Here is a 19929-nt window from a genome sequence, read left to right as displayed (position 1 = left end):
GCGTGACCGTCGAACCTCCCGACCCGCTCGCCCGGCTGGACGGCGCGCGCGCCCGCCCGCGGTCGCGGGTGGCCGTCGGCGCGGCGGTGGTGCTGTTCGTCGTCGCGGTCGCGGTCTCGGCGATGCTGTCGTTCGGCGCGGGCGGCGGGGGCTCGCAGGGCGAGGTGGCGCGCGTCGAGGCCGACGGTGCGGGCAGCGCCGCTCCCGGTGCGGGTGCGAGGGCGGACGGGGATCCTCCCGCGACCGGCGCGACGGGCGCGATGCCGACGATCCTGGTGCACGTGCTCGGCGCGGTCGCCGAGCCCGGCATCGTCGAGCTCCGGGCCGGAGCTCGCGTCGTGGACGCCATCGGCGCAGCGGGCGGCCTCGTCGGCGACGCCGACCCGGGAGGCGTGAACCTCGCACGCGTGCTCGTCGACGGCGAGCAGTTCGTCGTGCCGCGAGAGGGCGAGGTGCCGCCGCCGGCCGCCGGCTCGGCCGACGGGAGCACCCTCGCCGGGAGCGGCGGCCGGGTCAGCATCAACGGGGCGGACGCCGCCGCGCTCGACACGCTCCCGAGGATCGGGCCGGCGCTGGCGCAGCGGATCATCGACTGGCGCGAGTCGAACGGGCCGTTCACCGACGTCTCGCAGCTGATGGAGGTGGCGGGCATCGGCGATGCCGTCTACTCCGGGCTCGTCGACCTCGTGAGCCTCTGAGTGCGTGCCGGGCACGACCTCCGACTGCTCGCCCCGGCGGTGACGGCGTGGTCGGCTGCGTGGATTGCGACGAACGCGCCCGGAGCCGGGGTGCCGACGTGGTCGACCGCCGTCGTCGCCTGGGGCGTCGCGGGAGTCGCGCTCGTCGGTGTCGTGGTGATCCCGCGCGGCAGCGGGAGGGGCGCGGGCCGGAGCGCCGTCCGCACCGACCGGGCCGCACCGGTCCTCATCCGTTCCGCGGCCGCGCTCCTGCTGGCGGCATCTGCCGCCGGCCTCGTCGCGACCTCGGCGTGGGGGGCACTGGAGCGGCGCACGCCCGGCGAGGTCGAGGCTGCGGCGTCCGGGCGCGAGGAAGTCGTGGCGAGCGTCCGGTTGGAGGCGGCGCCTCGGCGGGCGAGCGCGACGCCCTGGTCGGACGAGCCGAGACGGCGCGCGGCCGGCACGCTCGTCGAACTCACCGTCGACGGCGTCCGGACCGAGGTCGACGCGATCCGAGTCGACCTGTCGCTCCCCGGAGACGGGGACGAGCTGGGCTTCGGCTCGACCGTCGTCGTCGAGGGCCGGCTCGCGGAGCTGCCGCCGTCCTCGCGTGCAGCGTGCCGGCTGTCCGCGTCGAGGATCCTGGAGACCGGGCCGGCACCGCCGTGGCTCGCGTGGACGCATCCGCTGCGCGACGGGCTGGCCGAGGCATCCGCCCGACTCGGAGGCGACGGCGGAGCGCTCGTGCCGGGCCTCGCGATCGGCGACACGTCGCGCGTCTCCGACGACTTGCAGGCCGCCATGACCACCGCCTCGCTCACGCACCTGACCGCGGTCTCCGGTGCGAACTGCGCGATCATCACGGCCGCGGCCTTCTGGGTCGCCGGGCTCGCCGGCCTCCCGCGAGCCGGTCGCGTGGTCGCGGCACTCGTCGCTCTCGCCGGCTTCGTCGCGCTCGTGACTCCGGAGGCCAGCGTCGTGCGGGCGTCCGCGATGGCGCTCGTGGTGCTCACGGCCTGCGCGACCGCGCGTGCCGCCGGCGGCATGCCGGCCCTCGGCCTCGCGGTCGTCGCGCTGCTCGCGCTCGACCCGTGGTACGCCGCCGATGCCGGATTCGCCCTGTCCGTCTGCGCGACGGCCGGACTCGTCCTGCTGTCGGGCCCGCTCGCGACCGTGCTCGCGAGGTGGATGCCGCTGCCGCTCGCCACCGTCGTGGCGATTCCACTCGCCGCCCAACTCGCGTGCCAACCGGTCCTCGTGCTCCTCGAGCCGGTCATCCCCGTCTACGGCGTTCCGGCGAACCTCCTCGCAGCGCCCGCCGCCCCGATCGCGACCATGGCGGGCCTGCTGGGCTGCCTCCTGCTGCCCGTGCTGCCGTCCGTGGGCCTCGCCGCGCTCCAGGTCGCCTGGGTGCCCGCGGCGTGGATCGCGCTGCTCGCGCGCGGCGTCGAGCGCATGCCGATCGCCGGCGTGCCCTGGCCGGCCGATATCAGCGGTGCGATGCTCGCGGCGGCCGCGATCGGCGCGGGCCTCCTCCTCGCGTTGGACGACCGTCGACCGGCGACGCGCCGAAGACGGGCGTTGCGAGGCGCATCCGTCGCGGTGCTCTGCCTGAGCGTCGGCGTCCCGCTCGGACTGGCCGCCGGCCCGCCGCTGCTCGCGAGCACGTCGCGCCCGGCCGACTGGGATGTGTGGCAGTGCGACGTCGGGCAGGGCGACGCCGTCCTCGTGCGCAGCGGGGACGCCGTGATGCTCGTCGACGCCGGACCCGACGCCGAGGCGCTCGGTGCCTGCCTGGGAGACGCCGGCGTCGATCGCATCGACCTCGTCGTGCTCACGCACTGGGACGCCGACCACGTGGCGGGTACCGCCGCGCTCGCGGGGAAGGTCGGCGGCGTGCTGCACGGGCCGCTCGACGGCGCCCGATCGGCGCGCGCGCTCGAGCCGCTCGTGGCCGGCGGCGCAACGCACGCCGAGGTCGTCGCCGGGGCGCACGGAACCCTCGGCGCCGCCGCGTGGCGGGTCCTCTGGCCCCGACCGGACGCCGCACCGGGGAACGACGCGAGCGTCGTGATCCACTTCGTGACGCCCGACTTCGGTGCGGTGTTCCTCGGCGACCTCGGCGGCGCGGCGCAGGACGCGATGCGGCGTGCCACGGAGGTCGGCCGCGTCGATCTCGTGAAGGTCGCCCACCACGGCAGCGCCGACCAGAGCGCCGAACTCTACGGCGAGCTCGGGGCGTCCGTCGGTCTCATCGGCGTCGGTGCGGAGAACGGCTACGGCCACCCGACGGGATCGCTGCTCGAGCTGCTCGAGAATGCGCGGACGGTGCCGGTGCGGAGCGACGCGTCGGGGGCCGCGGTGCTGCGGGCCGTGCCCGGCGGGTTCGAACTGTGGACCGAGCGGGCCGTCGGTGTCGCTGGTGCTCCGTAGACTGGACCGGCACGAGGGAAGGGAGCGCCGTGGCGGCACGTCCGGGCACAGGCAGGTCGAAGACCGCGATCCCGCAGCTGGGGTGGAGCGAGGCTCGGCCGGCGCCGATCGTGCTCGTCTCCGGCGGCGAAGACGTGCTCGCCGAGCGCACGCTCACGATGCTCCGCGAGACGCTCCGCGCAGATGATCCGGCGCTCGAGGTCAGCGACCTCGAGGCCGACGGGTACACGCGCGGAACCCTGCTCACGCTCGCGAGCCCGTCGCTGTTCGGCGAGCCCCGGCTGATCCGGGTCACCGGCGTCGAGAAGTCGAGCGACGAGTTCCTGCTCGACGCGCTGGAGTACCTCGCAGCCCCGGCCGAGGGCACCACGGTGGTCCTTCGCCACCGTGGCGGCAATCGCGGCAAGAAGCTGCTCGACGCGCTCCGCGCGGGCGAGGGCGGCGGCATCGAGGTCGTCTGCGCCGAGCTCAAGCGCGACGCCGACAAGCAGGACTTCGCCGCGGCCGAGTTCCGCCTCGCTGGGCGACGCATCGCCCCGGCCGCGCTGCGCGCGCTCGTCGGCGCATTCAGCGACGACCTCGGCGAACTCGCCGCTGCGTGCCGTCAGCTCATCGCCGACGCCACGGGCGACATCGACGAAGCCACCGTGCGCAGGTACTACGGCGGGCGCGTCGAGACCAATGCGTTCGAGGTCGCCGATGCGGCGATCGCCGGGCGCCACGGAGATGCCCTCATCGCCCTGCGGCACGCCCTCGACTCGGGCGCCGACCCGGTGCCGATCGTCGCGGCGTTCGCCATGAAGATCCGCACCATGGCCAAGGTCGCGGGGTCGCGCGGTGCGACGGCCTCGTCGCTCGGCCTCGCGCCCTGGCAGGTGGATCGCGCACGTCGCGACCTCGCCGGGTGGAGCGATGAGGGCCTCGGCGTCGCCATCCAGGCGCTGGCTGCGGCCGATGCCGCGGTGAAGGGCGCCGAGCGCGATCCCGTCTTCGCGCTCGAGCGGCTCGTGGGCGTCATCGCCGCGCGCGGCCGCGCCCTCGCCTGAGACTCGCCAGGCACCTCCCGGGGAACGACGAAGGCCCCGCACCTCTCGGTGCGGGGCCTTCGAACGACACTCGGATCAGAGCGCGGCGACCTGCTTCGCGATGGCCGACTTGCGGTTCGCGGCCTGGTTCTTGTGGATCACGCCCTTGCTCACGGCCTTGTCGAGCTTGCGAGTCGCGACGCGGAGGGCGGCGGTGGCCTTCTCCTTGTCACCCTCGGCGACGGCCTTGCGGGTGGCGGTGATGACGGTCTTGAGCTCGCTCTTCACGGCCTTGTTGCGCTCCTGCGCCTTCAGGTTGGTGCGGATGCGCTTGATCTGCGACTTGATGTTTGCCACGTGGTTCGTCTTTCGTGTGTTCTGCGGGTACCGGAGTTGCCGCAATCGGTAGAGGGGCCGTCGCGGCGCATCGTGCGGGGTGGGACCCACACGCAAGCCAACAGGCAACGATACCAGCAACGCCGGTGCGGCACCAAAGCGAACCGGGGCGGCATCGTCGGGTCAGCGGTTCGCTGCCGCCGACCGGCGTCGCACCTCCCGGAGCTCGAGTTCGGCGACCGCGCCGAGCACGGCCGCGGTGAACTCCTCCGGGCGGGCCAGGCTGACGAGGTGGGTGGCACCCTCGATGTGCACGAGCCGGCCGTCGGCGGCGGCCCGGAGCATCCGCCGCTCCTCGAACCGGAAGTGGTCGTAGCGACCGTTGACGAACCAGATGGGCACCTCGATGGCCGCGATCGAGGCCTCGAGGTCGAGCTCGCCGACCGCGCCGATGGCCGGGCGCATGACGTCGAGCGCGACCCCGCCCGCGATGATGTCGTCGACGGCGGCGGGGGAGAGGAACAGGCGTGCCATCCGGTCGTTGAGGCCCCGGCCCTGATCGGGCAGCCGGCCGATCGCGTCGGCGAGGCGCAGGTAGCCGTGCAGCCCCGGCCCGCGCGGGCGGGTGCCGCACGAGGCGGCGACGAGTCCCTCGAGGCCCCGCGGATGTCGCGCCGCGAACTCGATCGACAGGTACCCGCCGAGGCTCAGTCCGACGAGCAGTCGCGGCACGCCGGGCACCGGGTCGCCGAGCGCATCACCGATGGTGTCGAGCGCGTCGGCGAGGGTGAACGGCTCGCCGAGCCTCGCGCCGTGGCCCGGAAGGTCGACGGGCACCACCTCGAGGTCGTGCCGCTCGAGCCGCAGCACCTGCCCGCGCCACATCGTGGCCGACGTCCGGATGCCGTGGACGAGGACGACGCGGGCGCGCGGCATCGCTCAGCCCGCCCGGATCGCCCCGAGCTCGCGGGCGCGCGCGACCGCCGCGGTGCGGGAACCGACGCCGAGCTTGGTGAAGATGTGGACGAGGTGCGACTTGACCGTCGCCTCGCTGAGGAAGAGCGCCTGGCCGATCTCCCGGTTGGTGCGACCCGCGGCGACGAGCGCGAGCACCTCGGCCTCGCGCACCGTGAGGCGCTGGTCTCCGGCGCGCTGCGACTCGTCGAGCCGGGACGCGACCGTCGGGGCGAGCGCGGACTCGCCGGCCGCCGCCGCGCGGATCGCCGCGACGAGTTCGCCGGGCGGGGCGTCCTTCAGGAGGTAGCCGCTCGCGCCGGCCTCGATGGCGCCGAGGATGTCGGCATCGGTGTCGTAGTTCGTGAGGACCAGCACGCGCGGGGCGTTCGGCATCGAGCGGATCCGACGCGTCGCGTCGACGCCCTGGAGGGCTCCGGGGAACTGGAGGTCCATGAGGACCAGGTCGATCCCCGGGGTCTCCGCGAGCCGGACCGCCTCCTCTGCGCTCGCGGCCTCGCCCACGACGTGGAGGTCGTCCTCGGCCTCGAGGAGCGCGCGCATGCCGGCCCGGACCACGGGATGGTCGTCGCTGAGCAGGAGTCCGATCATGCCCGGACCACCGGGATCCGCACCGAGAGCGCCGTGCCGCCCCCGGGCGTCGACTCGACGTCGACCGTGCCGCCGAGGCTCTCGGCGCGGCGGCGGATGGCGCGGAGCCCGAACGACGGCACGGATTCGTCGTCGCCCCCGAGCGCCGACGGGTCGAAGCCGACGCCGTCGTCGACGACGTCGAGCGCGACCTCGTCGCCGAGGTAGCTGAGGGTGAGTTCGGCGCGCGCCGCATCGGCGTGCTTGACGACGTTCGAGAGCGAGCCCTGCGCGAGCCGCAGGAGCGTGGCCTCGATCGACATGGGGAGCGGGACCGGGTCGCCGCTCAAGGAGAAGGCGATGCGCGTGCGCGAGCCCGCCTGGCGCGCCTGCTCGTTCGTGGCATCCGCGAGGCGGCGGAGCGCGCCCGGCAGGGTCTGCTCGTCGAGCGCCGGCGGCGTGAGCTCGCGGATGAAGCGGCGCGTCTCCTGGAGGTTCTCGGCCGCCGTCTCACGGGCAAGGCGGAGCTTGTCGCGCGTGCTCGTGTCGGCGACGTCGCGCTCGGCGGCGTGGAGCAGCATCTGGATGCTCGACAGCCCCTGGGCCACGGTGTCGTGGATCTCACGGGCGATGCGCTCGCGCTCCGCGAGCGTGCCGGCCTCGCGGCTGGCCGCCGCGAGCTCCTCGCGCGTGGCGAGCAGGTCGAGGATGAGTGACTGCCGTTCGCGCGTCTCGACCGCCATCGCGCGGTAGCCGAGCCCGATGATCACCGCGACGCCCGCCGAGATGAGCGGTCCGAGCACGCTGCCGACCTCGAACCCGAGCTGCGAGGTGGAGCTCCACACGCTGAGTACGAAGGTGACGGCGACGAGCGGCACCGCCCATCGCGCGGGGAGCACGTGCAGCTCGAGGAAGAACAGCGGGAACGCCAGGAAGGCCGCGTCCGGGGTCAGCGCGCTGAGCCCCAGCCAGAGTCCCAGCAGCATGATGAGCCAGGCCGCGCGCATCCACGGCGTCACGACCTGGTGCGCCGTGACCACGCCCACGAGGTACGCGCCGATGAAGGCGATCGAGAGGATCGAGATCGCGACGAGCTGCTCGCCGCCGGCGAGCACCGCGCGCGCGAGGACGAACAACGTCAGGCCGACCACGAGGACGTGGAGTCCGACCCGCAACGAGACGAACACGGGGCGCAGTGCGGACGGCTGGACCCGTCCGACGAGTGGGGCATCGAGCACGGTCATGGTGCGATTCAGCGTAGTCCGGGGGCCCTCGGGCGGCATCCGTCGAAAGTGGGATCGCCCGCATGGGAGAATCGACGGGATGTCTCCGAGAGCCGCTGCCCCACCGGTGCCCGCCGCCACCGATCCCGCGCTGATCCGCAACTTCTGCATCATCGCGCACATCGACCACGGCAAGTCGACGCTCGCCGACCGCATGCTCGGCATCACGGGCGTCGTCGCCGACCGCGACATGCGCGCCCAGTACCTCGACCGCATGGACATCGAGCGCGAGCGCGGCATCACGATCAAGAGCCAGGCCGTGCGCATGCCCTGGCAGGTCGGCGACACGTCGTACGCCCTCAACATGATCGACACGCCCGGCCACGTCGACTTCAGCTACGAGGTCTCGCGCTCGCTCGCCGCGTGCGAGGGTGCGATCCTGCTGGTCGACGCCGCGCAGGGCATCGAGGCGCAGACGCTCGCGAACCTCTACCTCGCGCTCGAGAACGACCTCGAGATCATCCCCGTGCTCAACAAGATCGACCTCCCGGCGGCCGAGCCCGAGAAGTACGCGCGCGAGCTCGCCGACCTGATCGGCGGTTCGCCCGACGACGTGCTGCGCGTCTCCGGCAAGACCGGCATGGGCGTGGAGGACCTGCTCGACCGGGTCGTCGAGCGCATCCCGGCGCCGACGGGCGATGCGGACGCCCCGGCGCGGGCGATGATCTTCGACTCCGTGTACGACAGCTACCGCGGCGTCGTCACCTACGTCCGGATGGTCGACGGCCAGCTGAACCCGCGCGAGCGCATCCAGATGATGTCGACGCGCGCCACGCACGAGATCCTCGAGATCGGGGTGAGCGCGCCCGAGCCGACCCCGACGAAGGGCCTCGGCGTCGGCGAGGTGGGCTACCTCATCACCGGGGTGAAGGACGTCCGCCAGTCGAAGGTGGGCGACACCGTGACGACCTCCGCCAAGTCGGCGGCCGAGCCGCTCGCCGGGTACACCGAACCTCTGCCGATGGTCTTCTCCGGCCTCTACCCGATCGACGGCAGCGACTACCCCGAGCTCCGCGAGGCGCTCGACAAGCTGAAGCTCTCGGATGCCGCGCTCGTCTACGAGCCCGAGACGTCGGTCGCGCTCGGGTTCGGCTTCCGCTGCGGGTTCCTGGGCCTGCTCCACCTCGAGATCGTCACCGAGCGGCTCCGCCGCGAGTTCGACCTCGACATCATCGCGACCGCGCCGTCCGTGGTCTACGAGGTGACCACCGAGGACAAGAAGACCGTCACGGTCACGAACCCGAGCGAGTTCCCGACCGGCGGCAAGATCGCCGAGGTTCGCGAGCCGATCGTGAAGGCCGCGATCCTGGCGCCCAAGGACTACGTCGGCACGATCATGGAGCTCTGCCAGTCGCGCCGCGGCACGCTCCTCGGCATGGAGTACCTCGGCGAGGACCGGGTCGAGATCCGGTACCACATGCCGCTCGGCGAGATCGTGTTCGACTTCTTCGACAACCTGAAGTCGAAGACCGCCGGCTACGCCTCGCTCGACTACGAGCCCGCGGGCGACCAGGCCGCCGACCTCGTGAAGGTCGACATCCTGCTCCAGGGCGAGCAGGTCGACGCCTTCAGCGCGATCGTGCACCGCGACAAGGCCTACGCGTACGGCGTGCTGATGACGGGGCGCCTTCGCGAGCTCATCCCGAGGCAGCAGTTCGAGGTGCCCATCCAGGCGGCGATCGGGGCGCGCATCATCGCGCGCGAGTCGATCCGGGCCATCCGCAAGGACGTCCTCGCGAAGTGCTACGGCGGTGACATCACGCGCAAGCGCAAGCTCCTCGAGAAGCAGAAGGAGGGCAAGAAGCGCATGAAGATGGTCGGCCGTGTCGAGGTGCCCCAGGAGGCGTTCATCGCCGCCCTGAGCGGGGAGACCGAGAAGAAGGACGCCAAGAAGTAGGACCCGGACGGACCCCGAGGCGCAGGACGTGATTGGGCCCGAGGCTGCCGCCGTTCGGCGAGGATCGGCGTTCTAGCCGAGCATCCCGCCGTCGCCCATTCCGATCATCGTCAGTTCGACGACCCGCACCTTCGCGCAACGAGCGCACTCGTAGTACGGCTCGGTGTCGGGCTCACGGTGGAGCACCCACTTGTGGATCCCGATCCGACAGCGGAACGATGTCGTTCTCATACGCGGACCTCCTCGACACGGGCGGTCTCGACTCAGGCCGAAGGCTACTCCGGGCGGTGGGGTGCGGCAACACGTCCCTCCGCGACTCCGTGATCGGGGATATCGGGAAGGAGGAGGCGAGGATGAGGGGCACGTGGGGCCTACGCCGGACTCGTGACCGTGCCGCCGACGCCGCGTCGGCGGCGTCCCGGGCAGGGCCTGATCCGCGCCGATTCCGGCCGTGGCGGGCCGTCGAAGTACGATGTTCGGATGACTCGACGCAGCACGTTCACCGATCAGTCGGTGACCTACGGCGCGATCGGCGCGACGCTCGACCCCGACCTTCTGCGCTACCCGCCCGCGGGGTTCACGCCGGCCGAGGACTCGGTGCGGCTGGGCTCCGGCCGGGAGCGCTTCGAGGCGGCGGCCGAGTCGCTCATGACCTGGGGCATCCAGCAGGGCGCCGGCTTCACCGTGGTGGATGCCTCGCCCGGCACGGGCGCGCAGTACACGGGCATCGCGTACGACGAGACCGGCGCGCCGCTCCCCGAGCAACCCGCAGCGCGCGTCGAGCAGCGGTTCGGCCCCGACGGCACGCCGTACGTCAGCGCCGGGATGACCGCCACGCTGAGGCGGCACGGCCGGCTCCGCTCGCACGCGACCCCGGTCCTCGTCGTCTACGTCGTCGACGAGCCGAATCGGATCGGCTTCGCCCACGGGACGACCGGCGACGCCTCGGAGAACGGCGAGGAGTCGTTCATCCTCGAGCACCGCGACGACGACTCGGTCTGGCTGACGATCCGGTCGGCGTTCGAGCCGAACGGCGGCCTGCGGCGCGTCTTCGGCCCGCTCGTGCGCCGGCGTCGGCGGGAGCTCACGAAGCGCGAGCTCCGTGCGCTGCATCCCGCGTTCCCCGTCTGATGGCGGGGCCGCTCCCGATCGCCGACCCGGCTCCGGCCGACGGCCTGCTCCCGGCGAGTGCGACGACGGATGCCGCGTCCCGCGCGTTCGGCGTGTACCTGCACGTGCCGTTCTGCCGCGTGCGGTGCGGGTACTGCGACTTCAACACGTACACGTCGGGTGAGCTGCGCGGTGCGCGCCAGGAGGATTTCGCCGACCAGGCCGCCGCCGAGCTCGGGTTCGCGCGCGACGTGCTCGCGGCGTCCGGCGCGCCGGACCGCCCGGCCGCGACGGTGTTCTTCGGCGGCGGGACCCCGACGCTGCTGCCCGCCGCCGACCTCGTCCGGATGCTGGGCGCGGTGCGCGGTGCGTTCGGCATCGCGGACGGCGCCGAAGTGACGACCGAGGCCAACCCGGACTCGGTCGACGCGGACGACCTTCGGCGGCTCGCGGACGGCGGGTTCACCCGGGTGTCGTTCGGCATGCAGTCGGTTCAGCCGCACGTGCTCGCCGCGCTCGACCGGACCCACGATCCGGCGCGGATCCCGCTCGTCGTGGGGTGGGCGCGCGAGGCGGGCCTGGACGTCAGCCTCGACCTGATCTACGGCACGCCGGGGGAATCGCTCGCGGACTGGCGCGCCAGCCTCGGGGCCGTGCTCGCCGAGCGCCCCGACCACGTGAGCGCGTACGCGCTCATCATCGAGGACGGCACCAAGCTCGCCCGGCGGATCCGCCGCGGCGAACTGCCGGCCGTCGACGACGACCTCGCGGCCGACATGTACGAGCTCGCCGACGAACTGCTCGGCGAGGCCGGCTACGAGTGGTACGAGGTCTCGAACTGGGCGGCGGATGCCGCGCACCGGTCGCGGCACAACCTCGGGTACTGGCGGGGCGACGACTGGTGGGGTGTCGGGCCCGGCGCGCACAGCCACGTGGGCGGCGTGCGTTGGTGGAACGCGAAGCACCCAGCGGCCTACGCCGAGCGCCTGGCTGCGGGCGTCTCGCCGGCGGTCGGCCGCGAGGCGCTCGACCACGCGACACGCGAGACCGAGCGCATCCTGCTCGCGACGCGCATCAGGGAGGGCGTCGAGGTGTCGAGCCTGCACGCGGGCGGCCGGCACGCGGTCGCCGGCCTCATCGCCGACGGGCTCGTGGACGCGCGAACCGCCCTCGCCGGGCGGCTCGCGCTGACCCGACGAGGGCGGTTGCTGGCTGACGCCGTCGTGCGGCGCCTGCTCGAGGACTAGCTCACGAACTTGATCGCGACGGGGTACACGTAGTACTCGCCGTTGTTGGCCTTGATCGCGGCGATGATGCCGAACACGATCGCGGCGATCCAGGCCGCGAGCAGCAGGAAGATGCCGATGATCACGAACGTGAGGATCGAGCCCACGACGTAGGCGATCAGCAGCGTGATCTGGAAGTTCAGCGCCGTCGCGGTGTGCTCGCGGATGAAGGGACCCTTGTCCTTCAGGACGAGGTAGCCGATCAGGGCGGGCAGGAACCCGAACAGGATGCCGCCGATGTGGATCAGCGTGGCCCAGAGCTTCTCGTCGGCCGGGCTGAGCGGCTGGTTCTGCTGGTAGGCGCCGCCGCCGGGAGGCGGGGGCGGCGTCGGGCCGCCGGGCGGGGGCGGCGGCGGGCCGCCTGCGGGCGGCGTCGGCGGGGTGGGAGGTGGTGCGTCGGACATGATGCGTGCTCCTCTGTGGTCGCGCCCGGACAGGGGACGTTCCCTCATGCTGGCATACGCCGACGCGCCGGTCGAGGGATGCCCGACCGGCGCGTCGAAGGCCCGCCCGGCGACCTACTTGATGAGGCGGATGGCGAACGGGTAGCGGTAGTGGTTGCCGTCCTTCGCGGTCATGAAGGCGATGATCGAGAAGATCACGCCGAGGATCCACGGGATGTAGGTGAGGAAGCCGAAGAGTGCGCCGAACCCGAACGTGACGACGGTGATGATCGTCGTCAGCACCCAGAGCGCCACGGTGGCGAGCACCAGCGTGATCTGGAAGTTCAGCGCCTCCTTGCCCTCGGTGTTCGTGAACGAGCCGCGGTCCTTGAAGACGAGCCAGATGATGAGGGACGGCAGGATGCCGAGGATGCCGCCGAGGTGGGCGAACGAGCCCCACTGGACGTCCTGCTCGTGCGAGAGCGGGGCCGCGGGAGTCGGCTGCGGTGCGGCGTTCGGATCCTGCGGCGGGAGGTTGGAGTCGGTCATGTCGGGAGCCTTTCGATGTGGGGAAGCGCACGTGCCGCGGCCGGGGGGCCACGCGGGGTACGGGACGATGCACACGCTATCGGCGCGGCGGACCGCCCGGCAACGGTGTGCACCCTGAATCTCGCGATATGATTAGCAGTCACGTGGGCGGAGTGCCAAGCACGCGTCGTCCGGGTCCGATCGGTCGAGGGAAGCGAGGGTCATGGTCTCCGAACGCAGTCTCGCGGTCCTCCGCGCGATCGTGCAGGACTACGTCGAGTCGCGCGAGCCCGTCGGCTCGAAGACGATCGTCGAGCGCCACCAGTTCGGCGTGTCCGCGGCGACCATCCGCAACGACATGGCCCTCCTCGAGGAGGAGGAGCTCATCGCGGCCCCGCACACGTCGTCCGGGCGCATCCCCACCGACAAGGGCTACCGGGTGTTCGTCGACCAGCTGACCGACATCCGCCCGCTGTCGGCCACGCAGCGGCATGCCATCGAGACCTTCCTCGGCGAGTCGAACGACCTCGACGAACTGCTCGGTCGAACGGTCCGCCTCGTCTCGCAACTGACCCGCCAGCTCGCCGTCGTGCAGTACCCGAGCTTCGCCCGCGCCCGCGTGCGGCACGTCGAGCTCGTCTCGCTCGCGCCGACGCGCGTGCTCTGCATCCTCATCTCCGACAGCGGCCAGGTGGAGCAGCGCCTCGCCGAGCTCGACCAGCCCGCCGACGAGTCCACGCTCGCCCGGCTGCGCGACCGGCTCAACGAGGTGGCCGCCGGCCTCACCATGGCGGATGCCGCGACGGCCCTGTCCGCGGAGACCGAGCACGCCGACCGCGCCCACGCCGAGGTGCTCCACACGCTTGCGGCGACGCTCGCCGACCAGGCGAAGATCGTCCGGTCCGACCGGCTCGTGGTCGCCGGCGCGGCGAACCTCGTGCGCACCGAGCAGGACTTCGCCGGGAACATCCTCGGTGTCATGGAGGCGATCGAGGAACAGGTCGTCATCCTCCGGCTCTTCGGCGAGATGGCCGCCGACGAGGGCATCGCCGTGCGCATCGGCCGCGAGAACGCCGCGTTCGGGCTCGGCGACACCTCCGTGGTGTCGACCTCGTTCGCCGTCCCCGGGCGCGACGTGTCGCGGCTCGGCATCGTCGGGCCCACCCGCATGGACTACTCCCAGAGCATGGCCGCCGTCCGCGCGGTCGCCCGCTACCTCTCCCGCACGCTCGGCGAGAGCTGAACCGCACGGGGCCGCCCAGCGGCGTCCGTCACCGGCAATCGAAAGGAACCCGCCTCACGTGGCCGACCACTACGAGGTCCTCGGCGTCGCACGCGACGCCTCCTCGGACGAGATCAAGAAGGCGTACCGCCGGCTCGCGCGCGAGCTCCACCCCGACGTGAACCCGGGCGCCGAGGCGTCCGAGCGGTTCAAGGAGGTCACGCACGCGTACGACGTGCTCTCCGACCCGAAGCAGCGCCAGCAGTACGACCTCGGCGGGCAGGGCGGGTTCGGCGCCGGCGGTGCCGGGTTCGGCGGCTTCGGCGACATCTTCGAGACGTTCTTCGGCGCGGGGCAGGCCAGCCGCGGGCCGCGGTCGCGCCGCGAGCGCGGCCAGGACGCGCTCATCCGCCTCGAGGTGGGACTCGACGACGTGATCTTCGGCACGCACCGCGACCTCGAGGTCGACACGGCCGTGGTCTGCGAGACCTGTCACGGCTCGTGCTGCAAGCCGGGCACCTCGCCCGTGACGTGCGACATCTGCGGCGGCAGCGGCCACATCCAGCGGGCGGTCCGGTCGCTGCTCGGCAACGTGATGACCTCGAGCCCGTGCGGCTCGTGCCGGGGCTACGGCACCATCATCGCCACGCCGTGCGTCACCTGCCAGGGCCAGGGCCGCGTGCGCGCCCGCCGCACGGTCCCCGTCGACGTGCCCGCCGGGGTCGACACGGGCGTGCGACTGCAGATGCCGGGCTCCGGCGAGGCCGGCCCGGCCGGCGGCCCGAACGGCGACCTCTACCTCGAGATCAAGGTCAGGAACCACGAGGTGTTCAGCCGGAACGGCGACGACCTGCTCTGCACCCTCGAGGTGCAGATGACCGATGCCGTGCTCGGAACCTCGACGAAGGTCGCCGCGCTCGACGGCGACGTCGACCTCGAGCTGAAGCCCGGCGTGCAGTCGGGCGAGATCCTCACCGTCAAGGACCGCGGGATCACGCACCTCCGCGGAAGCGGACGCGGCGACCTGAAGGTCGCGGTGCACGTCGTCACGCCGACCAAGCTCAGCCACAGGGAGCGCGAGCTCGTCGAGCAGCTGGCGAAGCAGCGCAAGGCGCAGCCGCCCCAGCTCGGGCACTTCCAGCAGGGGCTCTTCGCGCGCCTGCGCGACCGGTTCCTGGGCTGACGGCGGGGCGGATGCCGCGATGAGCCACCTCTACCTCGACGAGTCGCTCGACCTCGCCGCGGTGCGGCCCGGCGATGCGGTCGAACTCCACGGCGACGAGGCGCGCCACGCGGTGACGGTGTCCCGGCTGCGCGTCGGCGAGCAGGTCTCGATCGGCGACGGGCGGGGCCGCGTCGTGCGCGGCCCGGTGACCTCCGCGGAGCCGCGCCGGCTCGCGATCGAGGTGGAGACGGTGGCCGACGAGCCGGCGGCCTCGCCCCGGCTGATGCTCGTGCAGGCCCTCGCGAAGGGCGACCGCGACGAACTCGCCGTGCAGGCCGCGACGGAGCTCGGCGTCGACCGCATCGTGCCGTGGTCCGCGACCCGCTCGGTCTCCCGTTGGGAGGGCCCGAAGGCGGCCGAGAAGGGACGCGCCCGCTGGGCGAGCATCGTGCGCGAAGCCGTGAAGCAGTCGCTCCGCGCCCGCATCCCGGCGGTCGAGCCGGTCGCGTCGACGCGCGAACTGCCCGGGCGCCTCGAGGGCGCGCGGATGCTGCTGCTCGTCCCCGGCGCGGAGACGCCGCTCAGCGGCATCCGCCCGGACGGCCGGGACCTCGCGCTCGTCGTCGGCCCGGAGGGCGGCATGGACCCCGCCGAGATCGACCGCCTCGTCGAGGCCGGCGCCGAGCCGGTCCGCCTCGGGGACTCGGTGCTGCGCACCTCGACGGCGGGCCCAGCGGCCATCGCCGTCCTCTCGGTCGCGCTCGGGCGGTGGTGACCCATCCGTCGCTACGATGGAGGGATGAGCGGAACGGCTGAACCCACGGTCTTCGAGCGCATCGCCGCCGGCGAGATCCCGGCGAAGATGGTCGCCGAGACCGACCGCGTCATCGCGTTCCACGACATCGCACCGCAGGCGCCGGTCCACGTGATCGTGACCCCGCGCGTCGGACGGCACCGCGACGTCGTCGAGCTCGCCGCCGACGACCCCGAACTGCTCGCCGAGCTCGTCTCGGTGGCCAAGGGCATCGCCGACGACCTGGCGGGCGGCCAGTTCCGACTCGTCTTCAACACCGGCCCCGACGCGGGCCAGACCGTGTTCCACGTGCACGCCCACGTCCTCGGGGGCGGCCTCAGGGAGGGATCGCTTGGCGGCTGACGACGCGGGGGACCTCCCGCTCTCCGGATCCGAGGTCCGCTCCGACGAGGAGCGACTGAAGATCGACGGCATCGCCATGGTCCGGCTCCTCGGGCCGCAGGACCGCCTCCTCACGACGATCGAACGGGAGTACCCCGGCGTCGACGTGCACGTGCGCGGCAACGAGATCGCCATCCGCGGCGACGCCGAGGACCGGATGCGCGTGCGCCGCCTCGTCGAGGAGCTCCTCGAGCTCGTCCGCGGCGGCGGTGACCCGACACCCATCGAAGTGAGGAGCTCGGCCCGCATGCTCGACGCCGACCCGAATGCCCGACCGTCCGAGCAGCTCGGACAGGTCATCATCTCCAGCCGGGGCAAGTCGATCCGGCCGAAGACCGAGGGCCAGCGCGCCTACGTGGACGCGATCGACGAGCACACCATCGTGTTCGGCATCGGCCCGGCGGGCACCGGCAAGACCTACCTCGCGATGGCGAAGGCCGTCCAGGCGCTGCAGCGCAAGGAGGTCAACCGGATCATCCTGACCCGGCCGGCGGTCGAGGCGGGTGAGCGGCTCGGGTTCCTCCCGGGCACGCTGACCGAGAAGATCGACCCGTACCTGCGCCCGCTCTACGACGCGCTGAACGAGATGATGGACCCCGAGCTCGTGCCGAAGCTGCTCGCGACCGGCACCGTCGAGGTCGCACCGCTCGCGTACATGCGCGGTCGCACGCTGAACGACTCGTTCGTGGTGCTCGACGAGGCGCAGAACACGACGCCCGAGCAGATGAAGATGTTCCTCACGCGGCTCGGCTTCGGCTCCAAGATGGTCGTCACCGGCGACATCACGCAGGTCGACCTCCCGGGCGGCTCCAGCGGACTGCGGCTCGTCACCCGCATCCTCGACGGCGTCGACGACATCCACTTCGCCCGGCTGACCAGCGACGACGTCGTCCGGCACTCGCTCGTCGGCCGCATCGTCGACGCCTACACCGAGTACGACCAGCGCACCCAGGCGCAGCGGTACGAGCGCGAGCAGGCGCGCGAGTTCGCGAACCGCGCCGAGCGTCGCGGCGCCGACCGGCGCGGCGCGCAGGGCCCGCGCGACCACCTCCCGAGGAAGAGGCAGCCGTGAGCATCGAGATCAACAACGAGTCGTCGATCGAGGTCGACGAATCCGCGCTCCAGCGACTCGCGGTCTACGCGCTCGACATGATGCACGTGCACGCCGACGCCGAGCTCGCCATCGTGCTCGTCGACGAGGGCGCCATGGAGCAGCTGCACGTGCAGTGGATGGACGAGCCCGGGCCGACTGACGTGCTGAGCTTCCCCATGGACGAGCTGCGTCCCGGCACCGCCGAGGAACCGGCCCCGCCCGGCCTCCTCGGAGACGTCGTGCTCTGCCCGCAGGTCGCCGAGACCCAGGCGAAGGCGGCGGGCCACGCACTGCTCGACGAACTGCTGCTGCTCACCACGCACGGGATCCTCCACCTGCTCGGCTTCGACCACGCCGATCGCGACGAGGAGAAGGAGATGTTCGGGATCCAGCGCGACATCCTCGTCGGCTTCTCGATGCAGGAGCGTCGGCGCTGACCATGCTGCCCTGGCTCTTCCTCGCGGCCGCCTTCGTCCTCGTCGCATTCGGCGGCCTCATGGCCGCGGTCGATTCGGCGATCGGCGTGAGCTCGCGAGCCGACCTCGTCGAACTCTCCGTCGGCGCGCGGGCCGAGCGGTCGCTCCGCGCGATCGCCGAGGACACCGGAGCGCACGTCAACGCCGTGAACTTCATGCGCATCCTCGCCGAGACCACGGCGGCCGTGCTCGTGACACTCGCGTTCACGTTCTTCCTCGACGACGTGTGGCTCGTGCTGCTGGTCTCCGCGCTCATCATGACCGCGGTCTCGTTCGTCCTCGTCGGCGCGAGCCCTCGGAGTGTCGGTCGGGCGCACGCCGCGGCCGTCCTGCGCCTCTCGGCGCCGCTCGTGCGCGGCGTCCGACTCCTGCTCGGACCCCTCGCGAACGCGCTCGTGTCGCTCGGCAATCGCGTCACGCCGGGACGGATCCGGTTCGCGGGCGTCTCGAGCGAGGAGCAGCTGCTCAGCATCGTCGACGAGGCCACCGAGCTCGAGGTCCTCGAGCAGGCCGACCGCGAGCTCATCCACTCGGTGTTCGAGTTCAGCGACACGCTCGTGCGCGAGGTCATGGTGCCGCGCACCGACATGGTGACCATCGACTCCTCCGCGCACCTGCCCCAGGCGATGGCGCTGTTCCTCAAGGAGGGCTACTCGCGCATCCCGGTCATCGACCGCGAGGCCGACGACATCGCCGGCGTCCTGTACCTGCGCGACCTCGCGCGGCTCGGCTTCGAGCGCCCGCTCGACGCGGCCACGCTGACGGTCTCCGACCTGGCGCGTCCGGCGGTGTTCGTCCCCGAGTCGATGGGCGCCGACGCGCTGATGCGCCAGATGCAGCTCGAGTCCAACCACCTCGCGATGGTGGTCGACGAGTACGGCGGCATCGCCGGCCTCGCGACGCTCGAGGACCTCATCGAGGAGCTCGTCGGCGACATCTCCGACGAGTACGACCGCGAAGCCGCGCAGGTCGAGGAACTCGGCGCGGGGCGGTTCCGCGTGAACGCCCGACTGCCCGTCGACGAGCTCGGCGAGCTCTTCGGGCTCGACCTGGAGGACGAGGATGTCGACTCCGTCGGGGGGCTGCTCGCCAAGGAGCTCGGCCGACTGCCGGGGAGGGGCGATCGCGTGAGCGTCAGCGGCCTCCTCCTCGAGGCCGAGCGCACCGAGGGGCGGCGCAAGCGCATCGCGACGATCCTCGTCGAGGCCGACCAGGCCCTCATCGACGTCCGCGCGGCATTCGCCGACGGCGAGCCCGCCACCCACGAGGAGATCCGCCCATGACCGACTATCGCGCCGGCTTCGTCTCCTTCGTGGGGCGCCCGAACGTCGGCAAGTCCACGCTCACCAACGCGCTGGTCGGCGAGAAGGTCGCGATCACGAGCTCGAAGCCGCAGACGACGCGGCGTGCCATCCGGGGCATCGTGCACCGCTCGTACGGACAGCTCATCGTCGTCGACACGCCGGGACTCCACCGCCCGCGCACGTTGCTCGGCGAGCGACTGAACTCGCTCGTGCAGACCACGCTCGGCGACGTCGACGTCATCGGCCTCTGCGTGCCGGCCAACGAGGCGATCGGCCCGGGGGACCGGTTCATCAACGAGCAGCTCGACCAGTACCCGCGCGCCCGCAAGGTCGCGATCGTCACCAAGACGGATGCCACGGGCAAGGCGAAGGTCGCCGAGCAGCTGCTCGCGGTCTCCCAGCTGCGCGAGTGGGACGCGATCATCCCCGTCTCCGCCCCGAGGGGCGAACAGCTCGACGTGCTGGTCGACGAGTTGCTGCAGCTGATGCCTCAGTCGGAGCATCCGCTCTACCCGGCCGAGACGACGACCGATGAGGACACGGCCGAGCGGATCGCGGAGTTCGTGCGCGAGGCCGCGCTCGAGGGCGTCTCCGACGAGCTGCCGCACTCGATCGCCGTCACGGTCGACGACATGATCGAGCGCGACGACAAGGACCTGCTCGAGATCTACGCGAACCTGTACGTCGAGCGCGACAGCCAGAAGGGCATCATCATCGGCAAGGGCGGTGCGCGCCTCCGCGAGGTCGGCGAGCGCGCCCGCGGCGAGATCGAGGCGCTGCTGGGCCGCAGGGTCTACCTCGCGCTGCACGTGAAGGTGGCCAAGGACTGGCAGCGCGACCCGAAGCAGCTCGGACGACTCGGCTTCTGAGTCGCGCGGTCGGTGCCGCGCGGGGGAGCGCGGACCGCGGCGTCAGCCGATCGGATGACTTCTCGGCGGCACCCGGATCGGGTCGACTCCGAGGGCGTAGCG

At 72.4% G+C, this 19929-nt stretch carries 21 protein-coding genes; 14 read left to right on the top strand and 7 right to left on the bottom strand.

Annotation, left to right across the window (positions count from 1 at the left end; all coding sequences use genetic code 11):
- Positions 1 to 2: 2 nt before the first annotated feature.
- From ACFVHK_RS10545 to holA, 3 genes are all read left to right on the top strand, one after another.
- Complete coding sequence (locus ACFVHK_RS10545; RefSeq protein ID WP_376928768.1) at positions 3 to 698, top strand: helix-hairpin-helix domain-containing protein; 696 nt, start codon at positions 3 to 5, stop codon at positions 696 to 698.
- A gap of 90 nt (positions 699 to 788) precedes the next feature.
- Positions 789 to 3110 (top strand): ComEC/Rec2 family competence protein, encoded by a 2322-nt coding sequence (locus tag ACFVHK_RS10540; RefSeq protein WP_376928767.1) that lies wholly within the window; start codon positions 789 to 791, stop codon positions 3108 to 3110.
- Between the two features lie 29 nt (positions 3111 to 3139).
- Positions 3140 to 4156 (top strand): DNA polymerase III subunit delta, encoded by a 1017-nt coding sequence (holA, locus tag ACFVHK_RS10535; protein WP_376928766.1) that lies wholly within the window; start codon positions 3140 to 3142, stop codon positions 4154 to 4156.
- 75 nt (positions 4157 to 4231) lie between these two features.
- Here the strand turns inward: holA and rpsT are convergent, their stop codons facing one another.
- The 4 genes from rpsT to ACFVHK_RS10515 all read right to left on the bottom strand — a co-directional run bounded on the left by rpsT (position 4232) and on the right by ACFVHK_RS10515 (position 7260).
- Positions 4232 to 4492: a 30S ribosomal protein S20 gene (gene rpsT / locus ACFVHK_RS10530; RefSeq protein WP_129235614.1), complete on the bottom strand. Its 261-nt coding sequence runs from the start codon at positions 4490 to 4492 to the stop codon at positions 4232 to 4234.
- Between the two features lie 162 nt (positions 4493 to 4654).
- A complete protein-coding gene (locus tag ACFVHK_RS10525) occupies positions 4655 to 5407 on the bottom strand; it encodes an alpha/beta fold hydrolase (RefSeq protein WP_376928765.1) in 753 nt (250 codons plus the stop codon).
- Positions 5408 to 5410: 3 nt separating this feature from the next.
- Positions 5411 to 6037: a response regulator gene (locus tag ACFVHK_RS10520; RefSeq protein WP_376928764.1), complete on the bottom strand. Its 627-nt coding sequence runs from the start codon at positions 6035 to 6037 to the stop codon at positions 5411 to 5413.
- Positions 6034 to 7260: a sensor histidine kinase gene (locus ACFVHK_RS10515; protein ID WP_376928763.1), complete on the bottom strand. Its 1227-nt coding sequence runs from the start codon at positions 7258 to 7260 to the stop codon at positions 6034 to 6036. The genes ACFVHK_RS10520 and ACFVHK_RS10515 overlap by 4 nt, the downstream gene beginning before the upstream one ends.
- Positions 7261 to 7339: 79 nt before the next feature.
- On the opposite strand from ACFVHK_RS10515, the gene lepA reads away from it, so the two are divergent.
- Positions 7340 to 9196: a translation elongation factor 4 gene (gene lepA, locus ACFVHK_RS10510; RefSeq protein ID WP_376928762.1), complete on the top strand. Its 1857-nt coding sequence runs from the start codon at positions 7340 to 7342 to the stop codon at positions 9194 to 9196.
- A 72-nt stretch (positions 9197 to 9268) separates the two neighbouring features.
- Here the strand turns inward: lepA and ACFVHK_RS10505 are convergent, their stop codons facing one another.
- The gene (locus ACFVHK_RS10505; RefSeq protein ID WP_376928761.1) at positions 9269 to 9427 is read right to left on the bottom strand and encodes a hypothetical protein; all 159 of its coding nucleotides are present in this window, start codon (positions 9425 to 9427) and stop codon (positions 9269 to 9271) included.
- Positions 9428 to 9676: 249 nt separating this feature from the next.
- Here ACFVHK_RS10505 and ACFVHK_RS10500 point away from each other — a divergent pair, with 249 nt between their 5' ends.
- Both ACFVHK_RS10500 and hemW read left to right on the top strand, forming a co-directional pair.
- On the top strand, positions 9677 to 10327 hold the full coding sequence (locus ACFVHK_RS10500) for a DUF1990 family protein (protein WP_376928760.1): 651 nt from the start codon (positions 9677 to 9679) through the stop codon (positions 10325 to 10327).
- Positions 10327 to 11553, top strand: coding sequence for a radical SAM family heme chaperone HemW (gene hemW, locus ACFVHK_RS10495; RefSeq protein WP_376928759.1), 1227 nt, complete (start codon positions 10327 to 10329; stop codon positions 11551 to 11553). The genes ACFVHK_RS10500 and hemW overlap by 1 nt, the downstream gene beginning before the upstream one ends.
- On the opposite strand, the gene ACFVHK_RS10490 is transcribed toward hemW, so the two are convergent.
- Both ACFVHK_RS10490 and ACFVHK_RS10485 read right to left on the bottom strand, forming a co-directional pair.
- Positions 11550 to 11996, bottom strand: a complete 447-nt coding sequence (locus ACFVHK_RS10490) for a DUF4870 domain-containing protein (RefSeq protein ID WP_376928758.1) — start codon at positions 11994 to 11996, stop codon at positions 11550 to 11552. The genes hemW and ACFVHK_RS10490 overlap by 4 nt on opposite strands.
- Before the next feature lie 114 nt (positions 11997 to 12110).
- Entirely contained in the window at positions 12111 to 12524 is a 414-nt protein-coding gene (locus ACFVHK_RS10485; RefSeq protein ID WP_129235505.1) for a DUF4870 domain-containing protein, read from the bottom strand.
- Between the two features lie 202 nt (positions 12525 to 12726).
- Between ACFVHK_RS10485 and hrcA the strand changes: the two genes are divergently transcribed.
- The 8 genes from hrcA (at position 12727) to era (ending at position 19827) form a co-directional block, all read left to right on the top strand.
- On the top strand, positions 12727 to 13746 hold the full coding sequence (gene hrcA / locus ACFVHK_RS10480; protein ID WP_376928757.1) for a heat-inducible transcriptional repressor HrcA: 1020 nt from the start codon (positions 12727 to 12729) through the stop codon (positions 13744 to 13746).
- 58 nt (positions 13747 to 13804) lie between these two features.
- The gene (gene dnaJ / locus ACFVHK_RS10475; RefSeq protein ID WP_129235503.1) at positions 13805 to 14908 is read left to right on the top strand and encodes a molecular chaperone DnaJ; all 1104 of its coding nucleotides are present in this window, start codon (positions 13805 to 13807) and stop codon (positions 14906 to 14908) included.
- A 19-nt stretch (positions 14909 to 14927) separates the two neighbouring features.
- Positions 14928 to 15665: a 16S rRNA (uracil(1498)-N(3))-methyltransferase gene (locus tag ACFVHK_RS10470; RefSeq protein WP_376928756.1), complete on the top strand. Its 738-nt coding sequence runs from the start codon at positions 14928 to 14930 to the stop codon at positions 15663 to 15665.
- A gap of 24 nt (positions 15666 to 15689) precedes the next feature.
- Positions 15690 to 16046, top strand: a complete 357-nt coding sequence (locus ACFVHK_RS10465) for a histidine triad nucleotide-binding protein (RefSeq protein WP_129234404.1) — start codon at positions 15690 to 15692, stop codon at positions 16044 to 16046.
- Positions 16047 to 16122: 76 nt separating this feature from the next.
- Entirely contained in the window at positions 16123 to 17157 is a 1035-nt protein-coding gene (locus ACFVHK_RS10460) for a PhoH family protein (RefSeq protein ID WP_129234406.1), read from the top strand.
- On the top strand, positions 17154 to 17615 hold the full coding sequence (gene ybeY, locus ACFVHK_RS10455) for an rRNA maturation RNase YbeY (protein ID WP_129234403.1): 462 nt from the start codon (positions 17154 to 17156) through the stop codon (positions 17613 to 17615). The genes ACFVHK_RS10460 and ybeY overlap by 4 nt, the downstream gene beginning before the upstream one ends.
- 2 nt (positions 17616 to 17617) lie before the next feature.
- Complete coding sequence (locus ACFVHK_RS10450) at positions 17618 to 18937, top strand: hemolysin family protein (RefSeq protein ID WP_376928755.1); 1320 nt, start codon at positions 17618 to 17620, stop codon at positions 18935 to 18937.
- The gene (gene era / locus ACFVHK_RS10445) at positions 18934 to 19827 is read left to right on the top strand and encodes a GTPase Era (protein WP_376928754.1); all 894 of its coding nucleotides are present in this window, start codon (positions 18934 to 18936) and stop codon (positions 19825 to 19827) included. The genes ACFVHK_RS10450 and era overlap by 4 nt, the downstream gene beginning before the upstream one ends.
- Positions 19828 to 19929: the final 102 nt, after the last annotated feature.

The sequence above is a fragment of the Agromyces binzhouensis genome (genome assembly GCF_042672355.1).
Lineage (GTDB): Bacteria > Actinomycetota > Actinomycetes > Actinomycetales > Microbacteriaceae > Agromyces > Agromyces binzhouensis.
Note: the sequence above shows the minus strand (reverse complement) of the source record. Positions and strands in the feature narration are given on the sequence as shown.